General features: G+C 43.1%; 19 protein-coding genes, 1 pseudogene and 1 other annotated feature. Of the genes and pseudogenes, 15 read left to right on the top strand and 5 right to left on the bottom strand.

Features of this window, described 5'->3' with window-relative positions; translation table 11 throughout:
• Window positions 1-116: 116 nt before the first annotated feature.
• Window positions 117-1550 carry an ammonia-forming cytochrome c nitrite reductase subunit c552 gene (locus ACH0QE_RS14175; RefSeq protein WP_415801250.1) on the top strand — a complete coding sequence of 478 codons (1434 nt, stop codon included), beginning with the start codon at window positions 117-119 and terminating at the stop codon, window positions 1548-1550.
• Window positions 1551-1869: 319 nt separating this feature from the next.
• Here the strand turns inward: ACH0QE_RS14175 and ACH0QE_RS14170 are convergent, their stop codons facing one another.
• Window positions 1870-2082 carry a hypothetical protein gene (locus ACH0QE_RS14170; protein ID WP_415801249.1) on the bottom strand — a complete coding sequence of 71 codons (213 nt, stop codon included), beginning with the start codon at window positions 2080-2082 and terminating at the stop codon, window positions 1870-1872.
• Between the two features lie 68 nt (window positions 2083-2150).
• Between ACH0QE_RS14170 and ACH0QE_RS14165 the strand changes: the two genes are divergently transcribed.
• The 5 genes from ACH0QE_RS14165 to ACH0QE_RS14145 all read left to right on the top strand — a co-directional run bounded on the left by ACH0QE_RS14165 (window position 2151) and on the right by ACH0QE_RS14145 (window position 7992).
• Window positions 2151-3335 (top strand): MDR family MFS transporter, encoded by a 1185-nt coding sequence (locus ACH0QE_RS14165; RefSeq protein WP_415801248.1) that lies wholly within the window; start codon window positions 2151-2153, stop codon window positions 3333-3335.
• Window positions 3336-3553: 218 nt separating this feature from the next.
• Window positions 3554-4084 carry a CueP family metal-binding protein gene (locus ACH0QE_RS14160; RefSeq protein ID WP_415801247.1) on the top strand — a complete coding sequence of 177 codons (531 nt, stop codon included), beginning with the start codon at window positions 3554-3556 and terminating at the stop codon, window positions 4082-4084.
• 93 nt (window positions 4085-4177) lie between these two features.
• On the top strand, window positions 4178-5542 hold the full coding sequence (locus ACH0QE_RS14155; protein ID WP_415801246.1) for a sigma-54 interaction domain-containing protein: 1365 nt from the start codon (window positions 4178-4180) through the stop codon (window positions 5540-5542).
• A gap of 338 nt (window positions 5543-5880) precedes the next feature.
• Window positions 5881-7200 (top strand): GntP family permease, encoded by a 1320-nt coding sequence (locus tag ACH0QE_RS14150; protein WP_415801245.1) that lies wholly within the window; start codon window positions 5881-5883, stop codon window positions 7198-7200.
• A 15-nt stretch (window positions 7201-7215) separates the two neighbouring features.
• Complete coding sequence (locus ACH0QE_RS14145; protein ID WP_415801244.1) at window positions 7216-7992, top strand: 3-hydroxybutyrate dehydrogenase; 777 nt, start codon at window positions 7216-7218, stop codon at window positions 7990-7992.
• Between the two features lie 53 nt (window positions 7993-8045).
• Here the strand turns inward: ACH0QE_RS14145 and ACH0QE_RS14140 are convergent, their stop codons facing one another.
• On the bottom strand, window positions 8046-8768 hold the full coding sequence (locus ACH0QE_RS14140) for a FadR/GntR family transcriptional regulator (protein WP_415801243.1): 723 nt from the start codon (window positions 8766-8768) through the stop codon (window positions 8046-8048).
• 413 nt (window positions 8769-9181) lie between these two features.
• Here ACH0QE_RS14140 and glcD point away from each other — a divergent pair, with 413 nt between their 5' ends.
• From glcD to ACH0QE_RS14115, 5 genes are all read left to right on the top strand, one after another.
• Window positions 9182-10594: a glycolate oxidase subunit GlcD gene (gene glcD, locus ACH0QE_RS14135; RefSeq protein WP_415801242.1), complete on the top strand. Its 1413-nt coding sequence runs from the start codon at window positions 9182-9184 to the stop codon at window positions 10592-10594.
• A complete protein-coding gene (locus ACH0QE_RS14130; protein WP_415801241.1) occupies window positions 10591-11922 on the top strand; it encodes a (Fe-S)-binding protein in 1332 nt (443 codons plus the stop codon). Before glcD ends, ACH0QE_RS14130 begins: the two co-directional genes overlap by 4 nt.
• Before the next feature lie 179 nt (window positions 11923-12101).
• Window positions 12102-12320 (top strand) — a binding site (T-box leader).
• Window positions 12321-12439: 119 nt separating this feature from the next.
• The gene (gene leuS / locus ACH0QE_RS14125) at window positions 12440-14854 is read left to right on the top strand and encodes a leucine--tRNA ligase (RefSeq protein WP_415801240.1); all 2415 of its coding nucleotides are present in this window, start codon (window positions 12440-12442) and stop codon (window positions 14852-14854) included.
• 179 nt (window positions 14855-15033) lie between these two features.
• Window positions 15034-15345, top strand: coding sequence for a rhodanese-like domain-containing protein (locus tag ACH0QE_RS14120; protein ID WP_415801239.1), 312 nt, complete (start codon window positions 15034-15036; stop codon window positions 15343-15345).
• A 57-nt stretch (window positions 15346-15402) separates the two neighbouring features.
• On the top strand, window positions 15403-15588 hold the full coding sequence (locus ACH0QE_RS14115; RefSeq protein ID WP_415801238.1) for a sporulation protein Cse60: 186 nt from the start codon (window positions 15403-15405) through the stop codon (window positions 15586-15588).
• A 358-nt stretch (window positions 15589-15946) separates the two neighbouring features.
• On the opposite strand, the gene ACH0QE_RS14110 is transcribed toward ACH0QE_RS14115, so the two are convergent.
• Window positions 15947-17215 (bottom strand): NAD(P)/FAD-dependent oxidoreductase, encoded by a 1269-nt coding sequence (locus ACH0QE_RS14110; RefSeq protein ID WP_415801251.1) that lies wholly within the window; start codon window positions 17213-17215, stop codon window positions 15947-15949.
• A gap of 331 nt (window positions 17216-17546) precedes the next feature.
• Between ACH0QE_RS14110 and ACH0QE_RS14105 the strand changes: the two genes are divergently transcribed.
• On the top strand, window positions 17547-19175 hold the full coding sequence (locus tag ACH0QE_RS14105) for a putative polysaccharide biosynthesis protein (RefSeq protein WP_415801237.1): 1629 nt from the start codon (window positions 17547-17549) through the stop codon (window positions 19173-19175).
• A gap of 44 nt (window positions 19176-19219) precedes the next feature.
• Here ACH0QE_RS14105 and ACH0QE_RS14100 read toward each other — a convergent pair whose 3' ends face one another.
• Window positions 19220-19474 (bottom strand): hypothetical protein, encoded by a 255-nt coding sequence (locus tag ACH0QE_RS14100; protein ID WP_415801236.1) that lies wholly within the window; start codon window positions 19472-19474, stop codon window positions 19220-19222.
• 106 nt (window positions 19475-19580) lie between these two features.
• On the opposite strand from ACH0QE_RS14100, the gene ACH0QE_RS14095 reads away from it, so the two are divergent.
• Complete coding sequence (locus ACH0QE_RS14095; protein ID WP_415801235.1) at window positions 19581-20297, top strand: pseudouridine synthase; 717 nt, start codon at window positions 19581-19583, stop codon at window positions 20295-20297.
• Between the two features lie 212 nt (window positions 20298-20509).
• Here ACH0QE_RS14095 and ACH0QE_RS14090 read toward each other — a convergent pair whose 3' ends face one another.
• The gene (locus ACH0QE_RS14090; RefSeq protein ID WP_415801234.1) at window positions 20510-21115 is read right to left on the bottom strand and encodes a recombinase family protein; all 606 of its coding nucleotides are present in this window, start codon (window positions 21113-21115) and stop codon (window positions 20510-20512) included.
• 250 nt (window positions 21116-21365) lie between these two features.
• Here ACH0QE_RS14090 and ACH0QE_RS14085 point away from each other — a divergent pair, with 250 nt between their 5' ends.
• Together ACH0QE_RS14085 and ACH0QE_RS14080 are read left to right on the top strand one after the other, a co-directional pair.
• Window positions 21366-24434, top strand: a complete 3069-nt coding sequence (locus ACH0QE_RS14085) for a Tn3 family transposase (RefSeq protein ID WP_415801233.1) — start codon at window positions 21366-21368, stop codon at window positions 24432-24434.
• Between the two features lie 378 nt (window positions 24435-24812).
• Window positions 24813-24989, top strand: a pseudogene (locus ACH0QE_RS14080) (MBL fold metallo-hydrolase); the annotation flags it as partial.
• Between the last annotated feature and the right edge of the window lie 57 nt (window positions 24990-25046).

The raw sequence follows: 25046 nt of genomic DNA, 5'->3' as shown, positions 1-25046 counted from the left end.
CAGCTGTTCAAGCTGCCACCAGGCAGTACCGCACGGCAAAGGCTTTAAAACAGAAGACTATTTTAAACCGCCGAAACCAGGCGAGCTTTTAGAAAATAAAGGAGGTACGATGAACAATGGCTAGAAATTTCCGCTGGGCATATCTGCTCCTTGCGGCTGTCATGCTCATCATTACTGGATGCTCCGGCTCAGAGGAAGAAGCAACCTCGGCAAGCCAGCTGAGAACGGGGCTGAGCAAAGATGAAATCAGCAATGAGGCCTTCAAGGACCTTTTCCCTCTGCAATATGACAGTTACAAGCAAAATGAAAAAATGGAGGATACGAAGTACAGCGGTTCCGTCAAACGAAGCAAGTTCGACCATGATAAGGAACCGTATCTGCCAGTCCTTTTTAACGGCTATGGCTTTGCGACTGAGTACAATGAGGACCGCGGCCATATCTATGCAAATGAGGATGTCCGGGCGATCGCGCGTATCACTGACAAATCAATCGGATCATGCTTAACCTGTAAGTCGACTGCTGTTCCTCACATGATTGAGGAAATGGGTGACGATTACTGGGGCGGCAATTTTAACGAAGATATCTGGCCAAAAGCAGAAGCGATGGGTCATTCACCAATCGGCTGTTCAGACTGCCACGATCCACAGACAATGGACTTGAGGGTTACCCGTCCAAGCTTTATCAAGGGAATGGAATCACAGGGAATCGACATGTCCAACCCAACGAAAAATGATATGAGGAACTATGTTTGCGGCCAGTGCCACGTAGAGTACTATTTTGCTGCAGATAACGGGGAAGTAACTTACCCTTGGGCAAACGGCTTTGAGCCAGAAGATATGTACGAATACTACGAAACTACTGCTAAGGAACAAGGTTTTGAGAAGGACTGGATCCACAACGTTTCAGGAACGCCAATGCTAAAATCGCAGCACCCTGATTTTGAGACTCATATAGAAGGTCCGCATGGTGAAGCAGGAGTTACATGTTCAGACTGTCACATGCCATATGACCGCGTGGATGGCAAAAAGAAAATCAGCTCACACTGGTGGACGTCACCGCTTAAGACAATGGATCAATCATGCGCAACATGCCATACCAACAGGGATATGGAAGAGCTAGAAGAACGTGTAATTGGTATACAGGATAAACATATGGAAGCACTTCATAAAGCTGAGGATATTTCCATCACCTCACACTATTACGTGAATAAGATGATTACTTCTGGTGTAAGCGAAGAGAAAATCAAGCAGGCTCAGGAGCATATAAGAAAAGGACAATGGTTCTGGGATATCGTAGCTGCCGAAAGCTCTGCAGGCTTCCACAATCCGCAGGGATCCATGGATTCATTGATGGTTTCAATTGAAGAGTCAAATGAGGCAATCAACCTTGCTATTGAGGAATTGACCAAGAAGGGCGTAAACTTGGAAGAAGTCAAAACAGAGATAGAAAAAGTGAAGAAGGCTGTTTACGACGAAAAAGATAACTTCAAGAAGAAAGACAAAGCAGTGAACAGTTACTTTCCGGCACAACAGCCAGCTCCAAAAAAATAGAGAATAGTAAATTTAGAGAAAAGATAAATACGAAAACACTGTGCAAATGGTAGTTTGTACGGTGTTTTCTTTAGTTTTGCAGAAAAGTGGGAGAGTGTCAATATTCCCGGATTCATTTTTAAAAAATCCTGCGAACTTTTGATGGTTTAGAGTGCGTAATTCAGCGAAAAATCCCCGGCATTCCATGATCTAAAAATTCTGCGTGCTTTTTCTAATTCAACTTCAAAAAAATAGAAAATTTCAACTTCAAATTCTACATAAATTCCTATTGCAACCAATTGTGAAAAGCTCTAGAATTACTTTGGTATTCTATAGGGAATTAAAAGTAAATACTGTTTTGGTAACTACTTATGTTTTTCTTAATCCAGCTCCTCACTTGTCTTGTGTCGCCTCCTAGAAACACAGAAACTTCAACTCCGCCGTCAGAAGCAAAAAGCGCTTCTTTGTCGGAGTCTCCAGTTTCTGTGTTTCTGGGCAGTCGGCTATACATTTCGATTTCGGTCCGCCCAATGAAGTCAAAGAACGACTTCACCGGTCGGCCCTCCAGTGCTTGCACTTTTTGTTTTTTCGAAACTTATTGAATGAAAGAAGGCGTTTTTTATGCCTAGAGCCTTGTGGCTTTTAATTATCGGGATGGCAGTCAATGTTACTGGTTCCTCTTTTTTATGGCCTTTGAACACAATCTATATACATGAGCATCTTGGCAAATCATTGTCTGTTGCCGGGATCGTATTGATGCTTAATTCTGCAGCCAGTGTTATTGGCAATCTTTTTGGCGGCAGTCTTTTTGATAAAATTGGCGGATATAAGTCTATTATTCTAGGAATCAGCATTACCATTATGGCGCTGCTTGGCCTGACACTATGGCCAGGATGGCCTCAGTATATTTTCTTTTTGACATTGGTTGGTTTTGGCTCAGGCATCGTCTTTCCGGCGATGTATGCAATGGCGGGTTCAGTCTGGAAAGAAGGCGGCCGTAAAGCGTTCAATGCCATTTATGTGGCACAGAACCTCGGAGTGGCGGTTGGAGCTGCGCTTGGCGGGCTAGTTGCTTCTTATTCATTCCAGCTGATTTTCATGGCGAACGCCGCCATGTACCTGATTTTTATGATGATTGCTATTTTTGGCTATCGCAGCATCGACACCCGGGCTGCGAAGCAAACGAACGTCCTTCAGGAAAACGGCGCGGTCAAAAGCCATACCAAGCTGTATGCGCTTCTTATCCTGGCTGTTGGCTACTTGCTTTGCTGGGTCGGATACGTACAATGGCAAACAACGATCGCAGCTTATACTCAGGAATTGAACATTTCACTGAACCAATACAGCATCCTCTGGACAATCAACGGCGCACTGATCGTTCTTGGCCAGCCAGTTGTTAACAGGCTGATCAAGCCGTTCCAGAATAAACTGAAATTGCAAATCATCATCGGCATGGTTATCTTCATGGTTTCCTATGCAGTTGCTGCAGGAGCTCAAGCATTCTCAGGCTTCGTGGCTGGTATGGTAATCCTGACGATTGGGGAAATGCTGATCTGGCCGGCCGTTCCCACGATCGCAAATGACCTTGCGCCAAAAGGCCGGGAAGGCTTTTACCAGGGAATCGTCAACAGCACCGCAACTGGCGGAAGGATGATTGGCCCGCTGATGGGTGGAATCCTGGTCGATCTATACGGTATGCCAATGCTATTCGCGATTTTGATTGCGCTCATGTTTGTCGGGATCTTTACTACCGTAATTTACGATCGGAAGCTAAAGGAATCCCACAATGTGGCTGCACAAGCATAAAGAATCAGTAAAGAGTTGGGCCCAGATGCCCGGCTCTTTTTTAAAAATTCGGGGATTGTCCGGCACCAGAGTTCGTCTGGACTTAACAAGACGGCTGGCCTTTCTAGTCGGTCACAATTTATGCATTTTTTCTCGATAAAAAATGCATATTTTACATTTAATATAGGACTGTGAGTTTATGATATAACCATACTTTGAAAGACAAGGGGGTGAATGGGTTGAAATTTAAAATCCTCGGAATTGCGTTTTTGGCTGCCGGTTTATTAACTGGCTGTAGTGGCGGAGAAGAAAAATCTGCTCAACCTGAAAAACAACAAGAGAACATCAAGGAATTGGTGAGTGATTACAGCACGGGCAAAATTAAGGGCCATAAAGCTTCCATCACCTCACAAGAACTGACAATTGATGACAGTGAAGGGGACAAGCAAGTCTATGACATTTCAGACGAAGACTTCTTCGTCTCAATCGCGCCTTATGAAAATCAAACCCATCCTTGAACGAATCATAGCTTGACAGGTTGTCAAGGTGAATTGGTTGAAAAAGAGTTTGATGTATATATTGAGGATGAGGATGGAAACGTGGTAGTGGATGAGAAAATGACATCCCATCAGAATGGTTTCATCGATTTGTGGCTTCCACGTGATAAAAAGTTCAAAACAAAGATTGGATATAACGGTAAGACTGTTGAATCAAAAATATCCACTTTTGAGAATGACGCCACTTGCATTACAACAATGCAGCTAATGTAGACTAAAGCACCTATTTTCAGGTGCTTTTTTTATGCTTGTATATTGTTTTCAGAAAAGTGTGATAAAATCGAAATAAAAACCAGGTGACGGATTATGAATGCAAAGCTTTTACATATCCCAGCAGATATTATTGAAACCATTGTTGAGAATGCCTTCGAATGGCTTGTTGTTGTGGATCGAGAAGGACGGATCATCTACATCAATCATAATTATTGTGAATTCCTTGAAGTCAATCGTGAAGATACGATTGGCAGGCATGTGTCGGAAGTGATTGAGAATACGAGGATGCATATTGTAGCCCAGACTGGAAAAGAGGAACTGGCTGACTTGCAATTTATCAAGGGCAACTACATGATTGCCAACCGGGTGCCCATTATCAAAAATGGCGAAGTAATTGCCGCATTTGGAACGGTATTTTTCCGGGATACTCAGGAATGGATGAAAATGGACAGCCATGTAAAAAGCCTTCTCACCAGGATGCAACCATACATCCAGAAAATTGATTCAGGCGTTAAATATACACTTGATGACATTCTTGGCGAGTCGCAGCAGATTATCAGTTTAAAAGAAAAAGTGAAAATGGTATCCAATAGCGATATTTCGATTCTGATCAGGGGAGAAAGCGGAACAGGGAAGGAATTGTTTGCCCACAGCATCCACCAGTTAAGCAGCCGGAGCCAGGAGCCGTTCATCAAGGTGAACTGCGGTGCAATCCCTGAAAACCTGCTTGAATCCGAGTTGTTTGGCTATGAAGAAGGAGCTTTTACAGGGGCGAAAAAAGGAGGCAAAAAGGGGAAATTCCAGCTGGCAAATGGCGGTACCCTTTTTCTGGATGAAATCGGGGACATGCCGCTAAGCATGCAGGTAAAACTTTTGCGTGCCCTGCAGGATGGGGAAATTGAACCGATTGGGTCGACGAAATCGATTTCGGTTGATGTCCGGATCATCGCTGCCACTAATAGGCCTCTTGAGAACATGATTGAAGAGAAGCGATTCAGGGAGGATCTTTTTTACCGGATCAATGTGGTTCCTTTCAGCGTTCCCCCATTAAGGGAACGAGCTGAGGACTTAACACTGCTCATCACTCATTTTATCAACAAGGTCACAAATCGGTTAGGCAAGCGGATTGCAGGAATTGAAAGGAACGTCATGGAAATATTGAAATCCTACAGCTGGCCGGGTAATATCCGTGAATTGGAAAATGTCATCGAGGCCGCGGTCCATTTGACAAAAGGAGAACAGATTACGCTGGATTCCTTGCCGGATTATCTGCAAACAAAGACTGCCATGTATCGATTCAATAACAAGAAGCTTAAGGATATCGTTGAAGAAACAGAAAAGTGGGTACTGATGCAAAGTCTTGAGAGAAATAAAGACGACAAAGTCCTGGTGGGCAGAGAGCTGGGAATCAGCAGGTCAACACTTTATGAAAAACTTAATAAATATGGTCTCTTATAGTCCGGAAATTCGGAATGCTGTCCGAGTTTTCGGACTTTCTTGGTTTCTAGCATATTTAAATAAGTTTTCACTGTATGAATGTTAATTAATCAAGGGGAACAGGACAGGTTAAATCTATTAAGCAATGGGAATGGAAAATTGATAGAGTCCGGAATTCCGGAATTTAATAACTGAAAATTAAGAATAAACACTGATTCTCATACTCCAAAAAGTTGGCACGATAGTTGCAATAAGATAATACAGCAATTTTATTCAATTTTTTGTAAGCGTTATCATCTTCTAGAAAAAGGAGGAAAGTGTTCGTTAGTCTTTATTTTAAAAAACAAGGGGGAAAAAGAATGCTGAGTATGTTTGGATTGATTGGCGGTCTGGCTTTATTGATTTATCTGACGATGAGAGGCATGAACTTGCTGATTGTTGGACCGATTTCTGCGTTGTTTGTTGCTGTATTCAGTGGGATGCCACTGTTTCCGCAGCTCGTTGAAGAAGGAGCTGCCAACTTTGTCGGCAATTATATGTCTGGCTTTTCTGGATTCGTTACTGCTTGGTACATGATGTTCTTGCTGGGAGCGATTTTTGGAAAGGTAATGGAGGATAGCGGCGCGGCTGACAGTGTGTCTGAATTCATCGTTGACAAATTGGGGATGAAGTTTGCCGTGCTTGCGATTGTCGCAGCCTGTGCCGTGCTGACTTATGGCGGCGTAAGCTTGTTTGTCGTTGCATTTTCTGTCTATCCAATGGCATTGAGCTTGTTCAGGCAGGCGAATTTGCCAAGACGTTTCATTCCGGCTGCATTGGCTTTCGGCTCGGTTACTTTTACGATGACTTCTGCCGGTTCTCCGGAAATCCAGAACTGGATTCCTATTCAATTCCTGGATACTTCACCGGTTGCAGGCTGGGAGGTCAGTGCCATCGTTGCCGTCTTTATGATGATTTTTGGATACTGGTGGCTGAAACGAATGATCACAAAGGCTATCGCAAGAGGAGAGAAATTCGAAGCCAGGAAGACCGATCCAATGATGGAAAAGCGAGAACTGCCTCATCCTCTTATGGGCCTGATTCCTTTGATAGTGGTATTGGTGATCTCATTCGTTTTCCATGATTCATTAAAACAGTCAGCATTGATCATCGCTCTCCTTGGAGGAGTTGTATCTGCCTATCTATTAAATCGTAAGTACTTCAAAAATTTCTGGGAAGCACTTTCTGAAGGAACGATGGGCGCCTTGATTGCAATTGGTAACACAGCTGCGGTCGTAGGATTCGGCGGAGTCGCAAAAGCAGTGCCGGCTTTCCAGACTGCTGTTGATGCGATGACGAATATTCCAGGAAGCCCGTTGATCGGTGCGGCAATTGCGGTCAGTGTCATTGCCGGTATGACTGGATCGGCTTCAGGTGGTCAGGCAATTGCGCTTCCATTGCTCGCACCTCACTACATGGATATGGGCGTCAATCCGGAAGCACTGCACAGGGTAGCCGCCATTTCCTCTGGAGCGCTTGATTCCCTGCCGCATAATGGTTACGTGGTCACGACTGTCCGGGCAATCTGTGGCGAATCCCATCAGGATGCCTACAATCCAGTCGCAGCTGTGACTGTCATTGTACCGTTGATTGGTGTGGCAATTGCGATTGTTCTATTCTCACTTGGATTAGGTATTTAAGGAAGGAGTTTCACAATGGTAAAAGATAAAGTTGTCTTGATTACCGGTGCGGCCCAGGGAATCGGGTATGATATTGGCAAAAGTTCTGCTGAGCGGGGCGCGAAGGTGTTTTTGACAGATTTAAAGGAAGAAACTGTGGAGAAGGCGGCTGCCAGTTTGCGTGAGCAAGGTTATGAAGCTGCAGGTTTTAAATGTGACGTCACTAGCGAAAAAGACATTGAGGAGGCAGTTGCAAAATGTATTGAGCACTTTGGTACTGTCGATGTTCTCATTAACAACGCTGGCTTGCAATATGTATCCATGATCGAAGACTTTCCGACAGAAAAATTCGAACTGTTGATAAAAGTGATGCTTACTTCTCCATTCATAGCCTTGAAGCATGTACTGCCAGTCATGAAAAAGCAGGGTTCTGGGCGGGTGATCAACATGGCGTCCATCAATGGGCTAGTCGGTTTTGCCGGTAAAGCAGCATACAACAGTGCCAAGCATGGAGTTATTGGGCTGACAAAGGTTGCTGCACTCGAAACCGCGGAGCACGGAATCACCGTAAACGCAGTCTGCCCTGGGTATGTCGACACACCGCTTGTGCGCAACCAGCTTTCCAGTCTTGCGGAGACAAGAAATGTTCCACTTGAAAAAGTCCTTGAAGAAGTCATTTTTCCGCTCGTGCCGCAAAAGCGGCTGCTGGCTGTCGAGGAAATCGCCAATTATGTAATGTTCCTCGCCAGTGATGCTGCGAAAGGAATCACTGGCCAGGCAGCAGTGATTGATGGAGGATATACGATTCAATAATCAAAATAAGCTGGCTCCCTTTTGGGCAGCCAGCTTATTTTGGATTTGAACTCCTAAATTTTAGCCTGGTCAATATATTTATGGAGAATATTTTCTACGTTCTCGATATGGCTGAGCATCATATTTCTTGCTTCTTCAGCTTTCTGTTCTTTTATTGCTTCGTAAATAGCATAATGCTCGTCATGGAGCCGATCTGTTGTCGTTTGTTTCGAGTAAAGCCAGAGCCGGCGGGTGTCCTTCATCGTTTCTCCCATCAGGCCTGAAACATGGTTCATCAAGCTGATCAATAATGGATTATGCGAGCTTTCAGCAATGGCCATATGAAATTGCAAATCGGCTTTTTCACCAAGTTCTTTATTCCCACTGGCATGTTTCATGTCCTCAAGCGCCTCTTTCATTGTCTGCAGTTGGCCTTCAGTCCGTTTCTTTGCAGCGGAAAAGACAGTGCCAGCCTCAAGAATTTTCCTCACTTCCAGCAGATGTGCTGTATCATGAGCATTCATCAGGATGGCCGTCGATAATGGAAAGCTAATCTGCTCTGACTCGAACTCCCTCACATATGTTCCTTCGCCCTGCCTGATTTCAATTAGGCCCATTGCTCTCAATGCAGTCAATGCTTCCCTGATAGCGGAGCGCCCCACCTGGAAATTCTCCGCCAGCTGCTGGACCGAATCCAGTTTATCGCCTGGTTTCAATTGTCGCGACCTGATCATACCGTGGATTGCTTCGGCTACTTCTTCATAAATTTTTTTAGGTTTTATTTTTTTATATTGCAAATTAAAGCCCCCAATATTCCGATCTCTTGACTCCCATTATACAATTTCACTTTGGCTATGTAATATTCTTTATCATTATTATGGCTGGAAGCAGGAACTCCCAATAAAAAATCACACTTCACAAAGTTATATTTCACTAACTTTAAAAATTATATTGATATTTACGCAAGGCCCATCCTATAATTTAGATAAGTCATATTAATGACCTGGTCATCAGATGACCATACCATTACTTGTAAGCGTTTGCGATTTCTGCGAATTCGAGGAATAATTTTTAGTTTTAAAAATAACACATACCTGCAAAATAGCGTCCTGACTTGGATTCTTAAGTCTCGAGCTTTAAACGTACGTTCAGGCTTCTTTTTATCTGACAAGGAACATCGTTTTATTTAACTGACAAAGGGGGAACTATCATGGTTACAAACACAGTCAAAGAAAAGATTATTTCAATCGTAAGTCCTGTTAATTTTGATGATTCCAAAACGGGAAGACTCGTTTATTCATATGATGCAACACCTAATTTTCAATCAATGCCGGATGCAGTTGTAAGTCCGCGAAACAAACAGGAAATCTCACAGATCGTGAAAATTTGCAATGAATATCGAATTCCGATTGTCCCGCGCGGATCAGGAACGAATCTTTGCGCAGGCACTTGCCCGACAGAAAGCGGAATCGTGCTTCTTTTTAAACATATGAACAAAATCCTTGAAGTGGATGAAGAAAATTTAACCGTTACTGTTCAGCCCGGTGTGGTAACTCTTGATTTAATTCAAGCAGTCGAGCCGAAGGGCCTGTTTTATCCACCGGACCCAAGCTCTATGAAAATATCAACCATCGGCGGCAATATCAATGAAAACTCTGGCGGTCTCCGCGGCTTAAAGTATGGAGTGACAAGGGATTACGTTATTGGACTTGAGGCTGTGCTGCCAAACGGGGAAATCATCACCACAGGAGGAAAATTGGCTAAAGATGTTGCCGGATATGATTTTACCAGGCTGCTTGTTGGCTCGGAGGGGACATTGGCCATTATTACCGAAGCAACCTTAAAGCTGATCCCTATGCCAGAGACAAAACAAACAATGCTGGCTTTATATCAAGACATAGAAGCAGCAGCTAAATCAGTTTCCAAGATTATCTCTAGCAAAATCATTCCGGCTACGCTGGAATTCCTGGATCAGCCGACATTGAAGGTAGTGGAGGATTTTGCGAAGATTGGGCTGCCAACAGATGTTAAAGCCGTGCTATTGATTGAACAGGACGGTCCTGTTGAAGTGGTCGAGCGTGACATGGCGAGGATTGCCGAGGTTTGTAAAGAGGAAAAAGCTGTGTCTGTGCAGCTGGCCCAAACAGAAGCTGAAGCTGAAGCACTGAGGACTGCGCGCAGAAGTGCATTGTCCGCACTGGCGCGGTTAGCACCGACGACCATTTTGGAGGATGCGACTGTTCCAAGGTCAGAGATTGCGAGAATGGTCAATGCAATCAATGAAATTGCAGCTAAGTATAACTTGAATATTTGTACTTTTGGCCATGCAGGAGATGGAAACCTTCATCCTACATGTCCGACGGATTCTCGGAATCATGATGAAATGGAAAGAGTCGAGAAGGCATTTGCCGAAATTTTTGAAAAGGCCATTGAATTCGGCGGAACGATTACGGGTGAGCACGGCGTCGGCGTCATGAAAGCACCGTACCTCGAGTTGAAATTAGGAGAAGCAGGAATTGCGGCTATGAAAGCTGTAAAACTGGCCCTTGATCCTAACAATATCATGAATCCTGGAAAGGTTTTCGCGAAGGACAGCAGGAAACGGGTGGTGGTTTCAAAATGACAACGGTTCAAGAACAGCAAAGAATCCAGACAGAATTCCAGGAAAAGATGGACCAGGACGAACTATTGAACTGCATGCGCTGCGGGTTCTGCCTTCCGACATGTCCTACCTATATCGAATCGGGCTATCAGGAATCACATTCACCACGCGGCCGGATCGCGCTTATGAAGGCGGTTGTCGATGGGATTATTGAACCGGATGAGGATTTTGAGCGTTCACTAGACCTGTGCCTTGGCTGCCGTGCTTGTGAACCGGTTTGTCCATCGGGAGTGAACTATGGACACCTTCTCGAAGATGCCCGTGATATTGTCAATCAAAACAAGAAGTTTTCAATGCCCGTAAAAGTGGTCAGAAATGCCGTCTTCAAAGGGCTTTTCCCCCATCAGGAGAGGATGAGGGGACTGACTGGCCTGATTGGCTTCTATCAACGTTCTGGCCTGCAAAAAGTGGCGCGCGGAACAGGTGTGATGAAGCTGTTTCCTGAGTCGCTCGCCACGATGGAAAAGGTTCTTCCCCGGGTGCCGACAATGAAGGAGATGAAAAATCGCCCCGAGCATCTTGAACCAATCGGGACAAAGACTCATAAGGTCGCATTCTTTAGCGGCTGCCTGATGGATACAATGTTCCTAGATACAAATAATGCAACGATGAAGCTTTTGCAGCTTGCAGGCTGTGAAATTGTCATACCGAAGGAGCAGGCCTGCTGCGGAGCACTTCATGGGCATAGTGGTGAAAAGGAAGATGCGAAAGCACTTGCTCGCCGCAACATTAAAGCCTTCGAGGATACCGGGGTAGATTACATCATCACCAATGCAGGAGGATGCGGTGCCTTTCTGGTTGACTATGACCACTTGCTTAAGGACGATCCGGATTGGAAGGAAAGGGCCCAGGAATTTGTCGATAAAATCAAGGATATCTCACAAATTTTGGTCGAGGTAGGCTTTCATGAAAAAGTGAATCTGGACCTGCCGCATCAAATCGTTACGTATCAGGATTCATGCCATCTTCGCAATGTCATGAAAACAGCTTCAGCACCGAGGACATTGCTGCAGTCCATCAAAGGAATTCAATACCAAGAGATGCAGAATGCTGACCGGTGCTGCGGTTCAGCAGGTATTTACAATATAGTCGAGAGTGAAATGTCCATGCAGCTTCTTGACTCCAAAATGGTTGAGGCAAAGGCCACCCATGCAACGACGATTGTTACCGCTAATCCAGGCTGTCTTCTTCAAATGAAGCTCGGGATTGAGCGTGAAAGACTCTCTGGGAAAATGAGAGGCGTGCATATTGTTGATCTGCTTTTGGAAGCGGTGCAATCTGATAAGTAAACACGGGAAACCCATCTGTATTTACGGGTGGGTTCCTTTCATGATTGATTGTTCCATGCTGTACAGGTAAAAGCCTACACCAGCAGCTCAAACAATCATATAATATTCTCTGTCACCATTTATTCTATCCCCGCTTGCATATGGGAGGGAATTTTATTACAATATCTCTATATTCATAACGAAAGACTTCGACAAGGAGTAGTAGTGGTGCAAAACCTGATGTAGAGAGCTGGCGGTTGGTGCAAGCCAGACGGGTCCATCATGAACTCGCCTTTGAGTCGCAGACGTGAAACACAAGTAGCGTTTGCCGTTTTCCGCGTTAAGGATGAATGAAGCGAGTGTTACACACTAATTTGGGTGGTACCGCGGGAGAACATACATAACCTCTCGTCCCTTTTACAGGGGCGGGAGTTTTTTTTTTTCTGGAGTCATTGACTGGGCAGCAAGTCCAATAAGGTTGCTGGAACAAGCTCCACACCGCTAAAAATAAATCGAAACCAAACAGGAGGACAAAACGATGAGTTTTAACCATCAGGAAATCGAGAAAAAATGGCAATCGCATTGGGAACAGAACAAAACGTTCAAAACGACTGAAGATAAAGGGAAAGAGAAGTTCTACGCGCTTGATATGTTCCCGTACCCATCTGGAGCGGGCCTTCACGTTGGCCACCCGGAAGGTTACACAGCGACTGATATCCTTTCACGGATGAAAAGGATGCAGGGCTTCAACGTTCTTCATCCAATGGGCTGGGATGCTTTCGGACTTCCTGCTGAGCAGTATGCATTGGATACAGGAAATGACCCGGCAGAATTCACAGAGCAGAACATCAACACGTTCCGCCGCCAGATCAAGGCATTAGGTTTTTCATACGATTGGGACCGTGAAGTGAACACCACTGACCCTGAATACTATAAGTGGACTCAATGGATTTTCCTAAAGCTATACGAAAAAGGGCTTGCGTACATTGATGAAGTCGCGGTTAACTGGTGCCCGGCTCTTGGAACCGTTTTAGCGAATGAAGAAGTAATTGACGGTAAAAGTGAGCGCGGCGGACATCCGGTTGAACGCCGTCCGATGAGACAGTGGATGCTTAAAATCACTGCCTACGCAGATCGTCTTCTTGAGGATCTTGATTTGCTTGATTGGCCGGAAAGCCTGAAGGATATGCAACGCAACTGGATCGGCCGCTCAGAAGGTGCCGAAATCACCTTCAACATTGACGGACATGAAGGAACATTCACTGTGTTCACGACTCGTCCGGATACTTTGTTCGGCGCAACTTATGCAGTGCTTGCACCTGAGCATCAATTGGTTGATAAAATCACTACACCTGAACAGCGCGCAGCAATCGAAAAATATATCGATGAAATCAAGAGCAAGAGTGATCTTGAGCGTACGGATCTTGCCAAGGACAAAACAGGCGTCTTTACTGGCGCTTATGCGATCAATCCAGCGAACGGTGAAAAAATGCCAATCTGGATTGCGGACTATGTACTTGCTTCATATGGAACTGGTGCAATCATGGCGGTACCTGGCCATGACGAGCGCGACTATGAATTCGCTAAAAAATTCGATCTGGAAATCAGAGAAGTCGTTGCAGGCGGAGACATTGAAAAAGAAGCTTACACAGGCGACGGTGAGCATATCAATTCTGAATTCCTTAACGGTATGGGCAAGGAAGAGGCAATCAATAAGATGATTGCATGGCTTGAGGAAAAGGGGATCGGAACGAAGAAGGTTACTTACCGCCTTCGTGACTGGCTGTTCAGCCGCCAGCGCTACTGGGGCGAGCCGATTCCAATCATCCACTGGGAAGATGGAACGATGTCTGCTGTACCTGAAGACCAGTTGCCTTTAGTTCTTCCTAAAACGACGGATATCAAGCCTTCTGGCACAGGCGAGTCTCCACTTGCCAATATCGATGACTGGGTGAATGTCATGGATCCGGAAACAGGTAAAAAAGGCCGCAGGGAAACAAACACAATGCCACAATGGGGTGGCAGCTGCTGGTACTATTTGCGCTATATTGATCCGAAGAACGATCAGGCACTTGCCGATGAGGAAAAATTAAAGCAGTGGCTTCCGGTTGATATCTATATCGGTGGAGCAGAGCACGCGGTATTGCACTTGCTTTACGCTCGTTTCTGGCACAAGGTCCTCTACGATGTGGGAGTAGTCCACACGAAAGAGCCATTCCAGAAGCTTTTCAACCAGGGCATGATCCTTGGTGAAAATAACGAAAAGATGAGCAAATCAAAAGGCAATGTCGTCAACCCGGATGAGATCGTCGAAAGCCATGGTGCAGATACACTTCGCCTTTATGAAATGTTCATGGGACCACTTGAAGCATCTATCGCATGGTCAACAAATGGTTTGGACGGATCCCGCCGCTTCCTTGACCGCATCTGGCGCCTGTTCGTCGACGAAAACGGCAGCTTGAGCGATAAAATCAAGGATGTTGAAAGCACAAACCTTGAGAAAGTGTACCACCAGACGGTTAAAAAGGTAACAGAAGATTATGAGGGGCTTCGTTTCAACACAGCTATTTCGCAAATGATGGTCTTCATCAATGAAGCATATAAAGCGGAAGAACTTCCAAAAGCATACGTTGAAGGCTTTGTAAAAATGCTGGCGCCGATTACGCCCCATATCGCCGAAGAGCTTTGGGCAAAGCTTGGCCACAGTGAGTCAATCACATATGCAGCTTGGCCAGCATATGATGAAGCCAAGCTAGTCGACGACGAAGTCGAAATCGTTGTCCAGGTAAACGGTAAAATCAAAGCAAAAATGATGGTACCTGCTGACGCAAACAGGGAAACACTTGAACAAATCGCAATGGACGATGTTGCTGTCAAAGAGCAAATCGACGGAAAGACAGTCCGCAAAGTCATTGCAGTACCAGGAAAGCTAGTTAACATAGTGGCAAACTAAGATTTTTTCTCGAAAGGGTCGTTTAAAGACGACTCTTTCTTTAAAAGTTTAAAATACCCCATAAGGTTTATTCTTTGTAATTTAAAATTGGTTTTTATATAATTAATAGGGGAAAATACATTAAGGTATTGTATCCTTTGGATAGGATTAATTTCACTAAATATTGGAGGAAATGACTAATGAATAAAGTTGAAACAATCACACCTGAAGAACTTCAAAAAAAGCTGGAAGCTGGCGAAAAGCCAGAAATGGTTGACGTTCGTGAACATGACGAAGTTGAATCAGGAATGATTCCTGGAGCTAAGCACGTGCCAATGGGAGAAATTCCTGAAAGAATGAACGAATTCGACAAAGACAAAGAATACATCTTCATCTGCCGTTCAAGCGCTCGAAGCGGCAACGTCTGCCACTACATGAACGAGCAAGGCTTCAAAGTCCGCAACATGGTTGGCGGCATGATGAGCTGGGGCGGAGAAACGAAGCGTCCATAATTATAAAATTCTGAAAATATGGCAAGACTGGATGTAAAAAAGGAAGGATGACTTCCCTTGATCCAGGTCAGAGTATTTGATCATGAACATGAAAAAGACCTTGAGCAGGACATGAACCGATTTCTTGAAAAGCTCGATGAAAAAAAGCTTTTGGACATTAAATACAATGTCGCGGTCATTCCTGAAGAACTGGACGAAGAGCAGATATACTGTTTTTCAGCCATGGTAGTGTACAGAGCCTGAGTGAATTTACTCAGGCTCTGTTTCTATTTGGTATGACAGACAGAAATAGGCGGGAAGACGATAAAAGTGTCCGTCATCAAGGCTATGACGGATAGAAATAAGCCGGAAACGAGCAAAAGTGTCCGTCATCAAGGCTATGACGGATAAAAATAAGCAGGAAACCAATAAAAAATGTCCGTCATTAGGGTCATGACGGACAGAAATAGACGGGAAAACAATAAAAGTGTCCGTCATCAATGCTATGACGGACAGAAATAAGCCGGAAACGAGCAAAAGTGTCCGTCATCATACTCATGACGGACAGAAATAGACGGGAACCCGACGAATGTGTCCGTCATCGAAACCAATGGGATAGTAACTATTTCTGCAGCGCATATTCCCCAGCATTAGTTCCCGCAAGCCGGCCGGTGACAAGAGCGGAGGTAATATTGTATCCTCCTGTATAGCCGTGGATGTCGAGGATTTCTCCGCAGAAATAAAGGCCAGCTGCTTTTTTGGAAGCCATTGTTTGCGGCTCGACTTCTTTGACGGACACACCGCCTCCGGTGACAAATGCTTTATCAAGCGGCAGGGTGCCGTTCACTTTGAACTCGAATTGTTTTACTGATTTGGCGAAGCTTCTTATTTTCTCATGGCCTAGCTGTCCGCCCTGCATCGCCGGGTCAATCTCATTCAGCTCAAGCAGGAACAGTAGATACCGTTCTGGCAGAAGGCCCTTCAATAAATTCTTCACCGCTTTTTTTGGCTCGGCTTTAATCAGTTTATTAATTTCCTGGAACAATTCTTCTTCTTTCATGTCAGGAAGGGCATCAAGGGACATGAGAACTTCTTTCAGGTTCCACTTTTGCATCGCTTTGACGACGAACTGGCTGCAGCGCAGTACAGCTGGGCCGCTGATGCCAAAGTGTGTGAAAATCATATCCATTTTATGAGTGATCAGCGCTTTTCCTTTTGGGTTAAGTACGCTGAGCCCAATTCCCCTTAAAGAAAGTCCCTGCAGAACCTTTTCTTTTATAAAAGATTCAGAGGACGTCAATGGAACTTCAGTCGGGAACAAAGTTGTGATCCTGTGGCCTGCTTTTTCTGCCCAGGCATACCCATCTCCTGTGGATCCGGTATGTGGCACTGATTTTCCGCCGACAGCAATGATGATACTGTCCGCATAGAACACTTCACCATTTTTCAATTCAACAGATTCAGCCTTGCCATCTTTGAAGTGAACATCGGCCACAGGGGTGTTCGTCTTTATTTCCACTTTCAAATCCTTCAGCTTTGATAAAAGGGCGTCAACAACGGATTGAGCTTTGTCACTTACCGGGAACATCCGGCCATGATCCTCTTCTTTAAGCTTGATTCCGAGTCCTTCGAAAAATGAAATGATATCTTCATTGCTGAAAATCGACAGTGCGCTGTATAAGAACCGTCCATTTCCGGGTATATGTTTAATGATTTCATCCACTGGCAGGCGATTGGTCACATTGCAGCGGCCGCCGCCGGAGATCGCCAGTTTTCGGCCAAGCTTGTCTCCTTTGTCAATCAGCAGCACCTTTGCTCCCTGCTCACCAGCAGCAATTCCAGCCATCAAGCCAGACGGCCCGCCGCCAAGGACGATAACATCGTATTTCATTGCTTCACCAACTTTTCGTTTCACTTTTTTAGATGCATTGAGCACTTTTATTATTATAATCCAACTCTTCATTAAAAACATTGCCTTGAATGATGTTCTTCAAACGGCAGTTAATGAATTCCAGCCCGGAAAACTGGCAGTCAGACTGGAGAAAGAGTAAACTAGGGGATGCAGGAAATTTCTGCAGCGGGGGTTTCAGGGAAATTCTGCAGCAAGGATGCAGGGAAATTCTGCATCCCATTGATAAATATCATAGTGTCTGATTCTGTTTATGGTAAAATACAAGTTTGTAATCTGTTTTTATTTTATAGATTGAAAAGTAGGGATTCATATGTCATCTAAGCTTTTGAGAGGGACGTTCATATTGACGCTTGGCACGATATTATCTAAGGTGCTTGGGCTGTTTTATGTTATTCCCTTTTTTGCGATAGTGGGAGAGTATGGGACAGCATTATACTCTTTCTCTTACATTCCATATACAATTTTCATAAGTATTGCTACAGCTGGTGTACCGCTTGCTGTTTCTAAATTCATAGCGAAATATAATGCTCTTGAAGAATATGCAGTCGGCAGAAAGTTGTTTAAATCTGGTGTGGCCGTTATGCTGGCAACCGGAATTCTCTCTTTCTTGATTATGTATGTTACTGCTCCCGGGCTTGCTGAGCTTGTCATGGATACTAGTAATGATGAAAATGTGAAAATAACTGCTGAAGATGTGACGACTGTTATTCGTGCGGTCAGCTTTGCCTTGATTGTCGTCCCATTCATGAGCCTGATTCGCGGTTTCTTCCAGGGGCATCAGTCGATGGGGCCTTCAGCAGTATCCCAGGTTGTTGAGCAAATAGTCAGGATTGTATTCGTACTGGCCGGCGCTTTTTTTGTCCTGAACGTACTTGAAGGAGACATGGTTACAGCTGTTAGTGTAGCTACGTTCGCGGCCTTCATCGGTGCGCTTGGCAGTCTTGGTGTCCTTGGCTGGTACTGGATGAAAAGGAAACCGCATTTAGATAAACTGCTTGAAGAAGACAAGAAGACGATGAATATTTCCTTAAAGGATATTTACAAGGAAATCCTGCTGTATGCTGCACCTTTTGTCTTTGTTGGCATAGCAAACCCTTTGTTCCAGTTTGTTGATATGATGACTTTTACAAAAGCGATGACGTCAATTGGCAATAACCAGAATGAAGCGGCTGCTGCATTTTCAGTCTTGAACTTCCAATCACATAAGCTTGTCATCATTCCAGTTTCTCTGGCAACGGCGTTTTCATTGACTCTGGTACCGAGCATCACAAAGGCATTTACAGAAAACGACCGTAAGGGTATGAGAAAGCAGCTTGACCAGACATTCCAGGTGTTGATGTACCTAACCGTACCTGCTGCCATGGGGATCGCGATACTTGCTGAACCGATGTATACCGTTTTCTATGCACATAATGACCTGGGCACGGATGTACTGACTACCTACGCACCAGTAGCCATCCTATTCGCGCTCTTCTCGGTCACCGCTGCGATCCTCCAGGGGATCAATGAGCAGCGTTTTACGATTTTGAGTTTGCTGACGGGATTATTGGTGAAGCTAACCTTTAACATCCCATTGATCAAGCTGCTCGAGACACAAGGAGCTGTCCTTTCGACAGCGCTAGGTTATACAGCGGCAATTATAATAAACATGATTGTGATTAAAAAATATGCCAAATACCCAATGGGCTTTGTGACGAGAAGAATTATTCTGATTTTGATTTTCTCGGGTTTGATGGCAGGCGTAACGATGGCATTCTATGAGATGCTTGTCCAATTCCTTTCACCGGCTGCAAAGTTCCAGTCGATTGTCATTATTGGAATCTCTGCCCTTGTAGGAGCTGGGGTTTATTTCTACCTTGGATTCCGAACGAAATTGGTGGACAGGCTTTTCGGGGACCGTGTGACCAAGATCAAGCGTAAATTGAGGCTGCCCGTTTAATAAGAAAATGGCCTTCTGTCATGAAGGCCATTTTTTATAAAATCCTAATAGTAAAACGACTGGTCGTTATCACGGATATTCAAACGGCGCTCAATTCTGTCGACCCTGCGGTCCAGACGGTCGATTTGATTGCTCAGTCTTTGAACTTGCCGTTCCAGGCGGTCGAGTCTCTGGTCAAATTGGCCTCCGCCACCAGGATAGCCGCCGCCAGGGTATCCTCCACCGGGGAATCCGCCGCCTCCGCCTGGCAGACCGGGAATCGGGATGTACAAGCCTTGTCCTTGCTGTCGATGGTTCATTTCAGGTCATCTCCTCATTAATCTGATGTAAAGTATGATATTAGTCTATGTAAGGCGGCAAGAAATGGAATGGGCACCTGCCCATATGAATAAAAGGAGGTACACAATGAGAATCGATAAAGTGCTTTCCAAACTTGGATATGGAAGCAGGAAAGACGTGAAGAAACTTTTAAAAGATTGCGCTGTCAAAGTTAATAATGAAATTGTCAAGGATGCAAAGCACCATGTGGATCCTGAAAATGATTCAATAACTTTAAACGGTGAAGAAATCCATTATAGAGAATTTATTTATTTAATGATGAACAAGCCGCCTGGTGTCATATCAGCGACGGAGGACAACCGTGATGAGACCGTAATTGACCTGCTGGAGATTGAAGACCAGGTATTTGAGCCATTCCCGGTAGGCAGGCTTGATAAGGATACGGAGGGCCTGCTGCTGATCACGAATGATGGCCAGCTTTCCCACAAACTTTTATCGCCAAAAAAACATGTGCCAAAAACGTATTTCGCGGTTATTGAGGGAGAAGTGACGGAAAAGGATATCGAAGCATTCAAAAAAGGCGTCACCTTGGATGATGGTTATGAAACAAAGCCAGGGGAACTCGTTATTTTAAAATCGGGTTTGACGTCTGATATAGAACTGACAATCACAGAAGGGAAATTCCATCAGGTGAAGCGGATGTTCGAGGCTGTAGGGAAAAGAGTCATTTACCTGAAACGATTGTCTATGGGACCGCTGAAGCTCGATGAAACGCTGGAACTTGGGGAATACAGGGAGCTGACTGACGAAGAAGTGGAAACGCTGCAAACTTATGAGGTATAAAAAAGAAATCGCCGAGACCAGCTCAGGCGATTTCTTTTTTTATTGGCTCTGTTAAACTTTAATGTTGAAAAAATGATATAAAATTCGGGAAACCCTTAACAAAGGTTTCCCGATACGGGTATTTTTGCATATCCCCCCGAAAAGGTTTATTAAGAAAAAAGCAACTCTTATTTTTAATAAAAGTTGCTTCAAGTATTTATGCAGGATAACTGTTAAAGATTCGATTCGTATTCTTTTACTCTTCGATAAAATGTATTCCGTTTCATTCCCACACGCTTCATAGCTTCTACAGCAGTTATCTTCTGTTGTTTCCATTCTTGATAGACAGATGGAAATGTGTCAGTCATCTCGATTTTCCTTCTTCCAAACTTTATTCCATTGCGAATCGCCACTTCCATTCCCTCTTTTTGCCGTGTCCTTATTCTGTTTCGTTCATCTTCTGCCATGTAACTTAATAATTGCAGGATTAAATCCGAAATTAATGTTTCAATGCCGTTTAAATTTTTATATCTCATAGTATTAAGAAGAGGCATATCTAACACTACAATTTCAATTTTCTTTACTTGTATTAGTTCTTGCCATTCTTCTAGGATCATTTGTTTATTTCGTCCCAACCTATCCAATGACTGAATATACAAAACATCTTCATTTCTAAGCATACGTTTCATTAGTTGATATTCTGGGCGTTTGAAGTCTTTTCCACTTGCCTTTTCTATGAAGACATACTCTTCGGGAATTCCCATTTCTTTCGCAACTGCAATCTGTCTTTCCACAGATTGATCTTTGCTGCTAACCCTTACATAAAAAAATTTCCTCATGTATTCTATCCCCAATTCATTTTCGAACTTAATACAGATTCCTTTATTTTACAAATCCAACACTAATAGAATAGATTTATTATATTTTAATTTCAAAATATCTACAATACAAGTGGGATGTTTCAAAATTAATTATGTTATAATTATGAAATGTAAAAATAGTAGGAAACCCCCTATTTCAAAAAGTACACTTTTTGAAATAGGTTAATAGAAGTCGAAAATATATTCTTTGTTACAGGAAAGGGTAAATATGGATATTCTCGAAAGCAAATCGGGACAAAAACGGTTGAAAATCCTTGGGGAAGATGAATTAACAAGCATTTATGGAAAACCGCATTTTACATATGAGGATCGTTGTCATTATTTTTCGCTCTCTCAACCAGAGAAAGAGTTGTTGGAAACATTTCGTTCTGTCAAAGCCAAGGCCTACTTTATCTTGCAGCTTGGCTATTTTAAAGCGAAGCACCTATTTTTCACGTTAGATCTCCATGAGGTAGAGGAGGATCTTCAGTATATTCTAAACGAGCATTTTAACTATGGTGAAATGGTTGACCTAAGTCTAGTTGGTAAGAACACTAGGCTAAAACAGCAGCACTTGATTCGTGAACTATTCAACTATCGTAGTTGTGATGCTGAGGAAAAACGACAATTGGAGAAAAGGGCTTATAAGGCAGCCACTTTTAGTGGTAAGCCAATCTTTATCTTCCGTGAAATCATGAATTATTTATCTGAGCAGCGTATCGTTATTCCTGGTTATAGCTTTATGCAAGAAACGATTGGGAAAGCGATAAACCACGAACAACACCGGTTAATTGATATGATGAAAAATCATCTAAAACAGCCTGATATCGAATTCTTGAAGCGATTACTTGAAGATTCTCAAGGTCTGTATGAAATTACACAGCTTAAACGTGAACCAAAGGACTTTAGTGCTAGCGAAATAAAACGTGAAATGGAACGTGGGGAGCAAATACAGTCTTTATATCGGCTTGCTCAAGATTTGTTACCAAGACTAGGTGTTTCAAATGAGAGCATCAAATACTATGCTTCATTGGTGGGATATTATTCTGTCTACAGGCTCACGCAACTGAACGAATGGATCGGTTACGTGTATTTATTATGTTTTATCTACTATCGCTTTCAACGAATGCATGACAATCTCATTAATACTTTTATCTACAACGTAAGACGTTTTAAAGATGAAGCTAAATTGGCAGCTAAAGAACAAGTATATGATTGTTATACAGAAAGTAATCAAAATATGAAAAAAGCTGGCCAAGTTCTTAAACTATTCACAGATGACAGCATTCCTCCCCACACACCTTTTCAGGATATTCAAGATAAGGTGTTTGCAATTTTGGACCGTAATAACCTAGAGATTCTTGCAGATCAGATTGTAACCAATATAAAATTTGATGAAACTGCCTTTCAATGGGAACACATTGATCGGTTAGCTCATCGGTTTAAACGGCATTTGCGGCCTATATTTCTTATGGTTGATTTCATAGCTCCCTCCATTCAGGAACCATTGATGGAGGCTATCCACTTTATGAAACGAGCCTTTATGAAGAATAAATCGCTTGGACAATACGCTTCTGACGCTTTACCAAATCAATTCATACCAGAAGGCATCAAGCGTTACATGTACAAGCAAGGATTGTCCAAACAAAAAACGTTGTTGGTGGATCGTTATGAATTTTTAATCTACCAAGTCTTACGAAATCGTTTGGAAGCAGGTGATATTTTTTGCCGTGATAGTGTCCGATTTCGCAGTTTCGAGGATGATCTGATTGATGACCTCCAATGGAAACAGAAAGAAAAACTGATAGTAGATGCCGGTCTTTCTATTCTTAATCAGCCAATTCAACAACATTTGGCAGAACTTGAGCAAAAACTGGAAACGAGGATTAAAGAGATTAATGAACGTATTGCATCAGGAGAGAATCAGTATATTCAAGTCAAAAAAAGAGGTTCACATAGCCGGTGGGCAATCCCGTATTCTCGTGACAATGAGTCTACCAATCATCCCTTTTTCGATTCATTAAGGCCGATGGAGATCGGAGATATTTTACATTATGTAAATCAGCATTGCCAGTTCCTTGAAGCGTTTGAGCACGTCTTAGACCGATATGCGAAACAGACCAGAGACAATCAAGTTTTGACTGCTTGCCTGATTGCATGGGGAACTAACATGGGACTAGGCAGGATGGGGGAAATTTCCGACATCAGTTATTCCACTCTGACTGCCACGTCAGATAATTTTATTCGTTTAGAAACTCTAAAAGAGGCAAATGATCGTGTTAGTAATGCTGTAGCCAAGTTACCAATATTCCGGTATTACGACATTGATGAGGTTATTCATTCCAGTAGTGACGGACAAAAATATGAAACGGGGATCCATACGATTAATTCCCGGCATTCCTCCAAATATTTTGGACTGAAAAAAGGGATTACTTCTTATACATTAGTGGCTAACCATATTCCGGTTAACGCTCGAATCATTGGAGCTAATGAGCATGAAAGTCACTATGTGTTCGATATTCTGTTTAATAACTCAACTGATATTCAGCCTGATGTGCATTCTACGGACACCCATGGAACAAACGAAGTGAATTTTGCTATTCTCCACTTTTTCGGCTATCAGTTTGCACCACGTTACCGAGATATCTACGATACAGTTCGTACATCGTTGTATGGGTTTAAACATCCAAGCCAATATGGGGATGTATTAATCAAGCCCGTCCGGAAGATCAACATCAACCTAATTATGGAAGAGTGGGAAAACATTCAGCGAATCATATTGTCACTAGGACTGAAAACAACAACACAAAGCATTATAGTTGGAAAGCTCAGTGCTTATGCACGTAAAAATAAAACCAAACGTGCTTTGTGGGAGTACGACAATATCATCAAAAGTCTATATTTTCTTGAATATATCGATTCCGTATCAGTTCGTCGAAATGTACAACGCGCATTAAATCGAGGGGAAAGCTATCATAAATTGCGTAGGGCAGTATCCTATGCTAACTTTGGTAAATTGCGCTTCAAAACTGAACAAGACCAGCAACTATGGGGAGAATGTAGCCGGTTGCTTACGAATTGTATTATTTACTATAATGCCAGCATTTTGTCTAATACGCTGAATTATGGAGAAAGAATGGAACTAGATTCAGATATGTTGAAACGGGTTTCCCCAGTTGCTTGGCAACATATCAATCTTTATGGTCGCTACGAGTTTAATAAAAAACAAGAATCGATTGATATGAGCGAAATTATTCAGGAATTGATCCAATCAAGGTTATTCCAGGTGCGGATTTGAAATAAAGTTGCATTGTTTTGAAAAGGGGAAACTGATTTTAATGAATTAGGAACCATTAAGTGATTATAGAATTGTTTCGAAAGGGCCATTTAATTGAGCAAGAAATATTGAATAATACGGGCATAAAAGAAGGGGAAATTCAAATTTTTATTGAATATTGATAAGGGGCAATTTTTTAAAGTTTTTTTGGCTCATAAAGCCCCATATTATGGGGTTTTATAACCTATTTCTATATAAACTTTTTGCAATACATAAAAGGAGGATGGCGGCGGTGCTGTTGGAAATGCAGGTTTCATAGATTTAGGGACTGTTATTTTTAATACTTTTAATACTCAATAAGCTACTAATGATCTAAAAAAGTGTACAGAAGGGTTAACTGGCCGTGATGTAAGCAGGGTAATAAACAGTCACTATCACAGTGACCATATTAGGGATAATCAAGTTTTCACCTCGTTTAATATCCTTTCAGGTGAAACTACTTATTCTAAAATAAAAGAAATTCAACCTATACGGTTTGAAAATCAGAAACAAGACCTGCAAGGATTAAAAAAATAAATGAGGTTACAACTTTACAACTTATTATCTCTTTTTCCGGTTTTAGGTGTATAATAC

Source organism: Mesobacillus sp. (genome assembly GCF_047739415.1).
Lineage (GTDB): Bacteria > Bacillota > Bacilli > Bacillales > Cytobacillaceae > Mesobacillus.
This window is presented reverse-complemented; position numbering and strand designations above follow the sequence as displayed.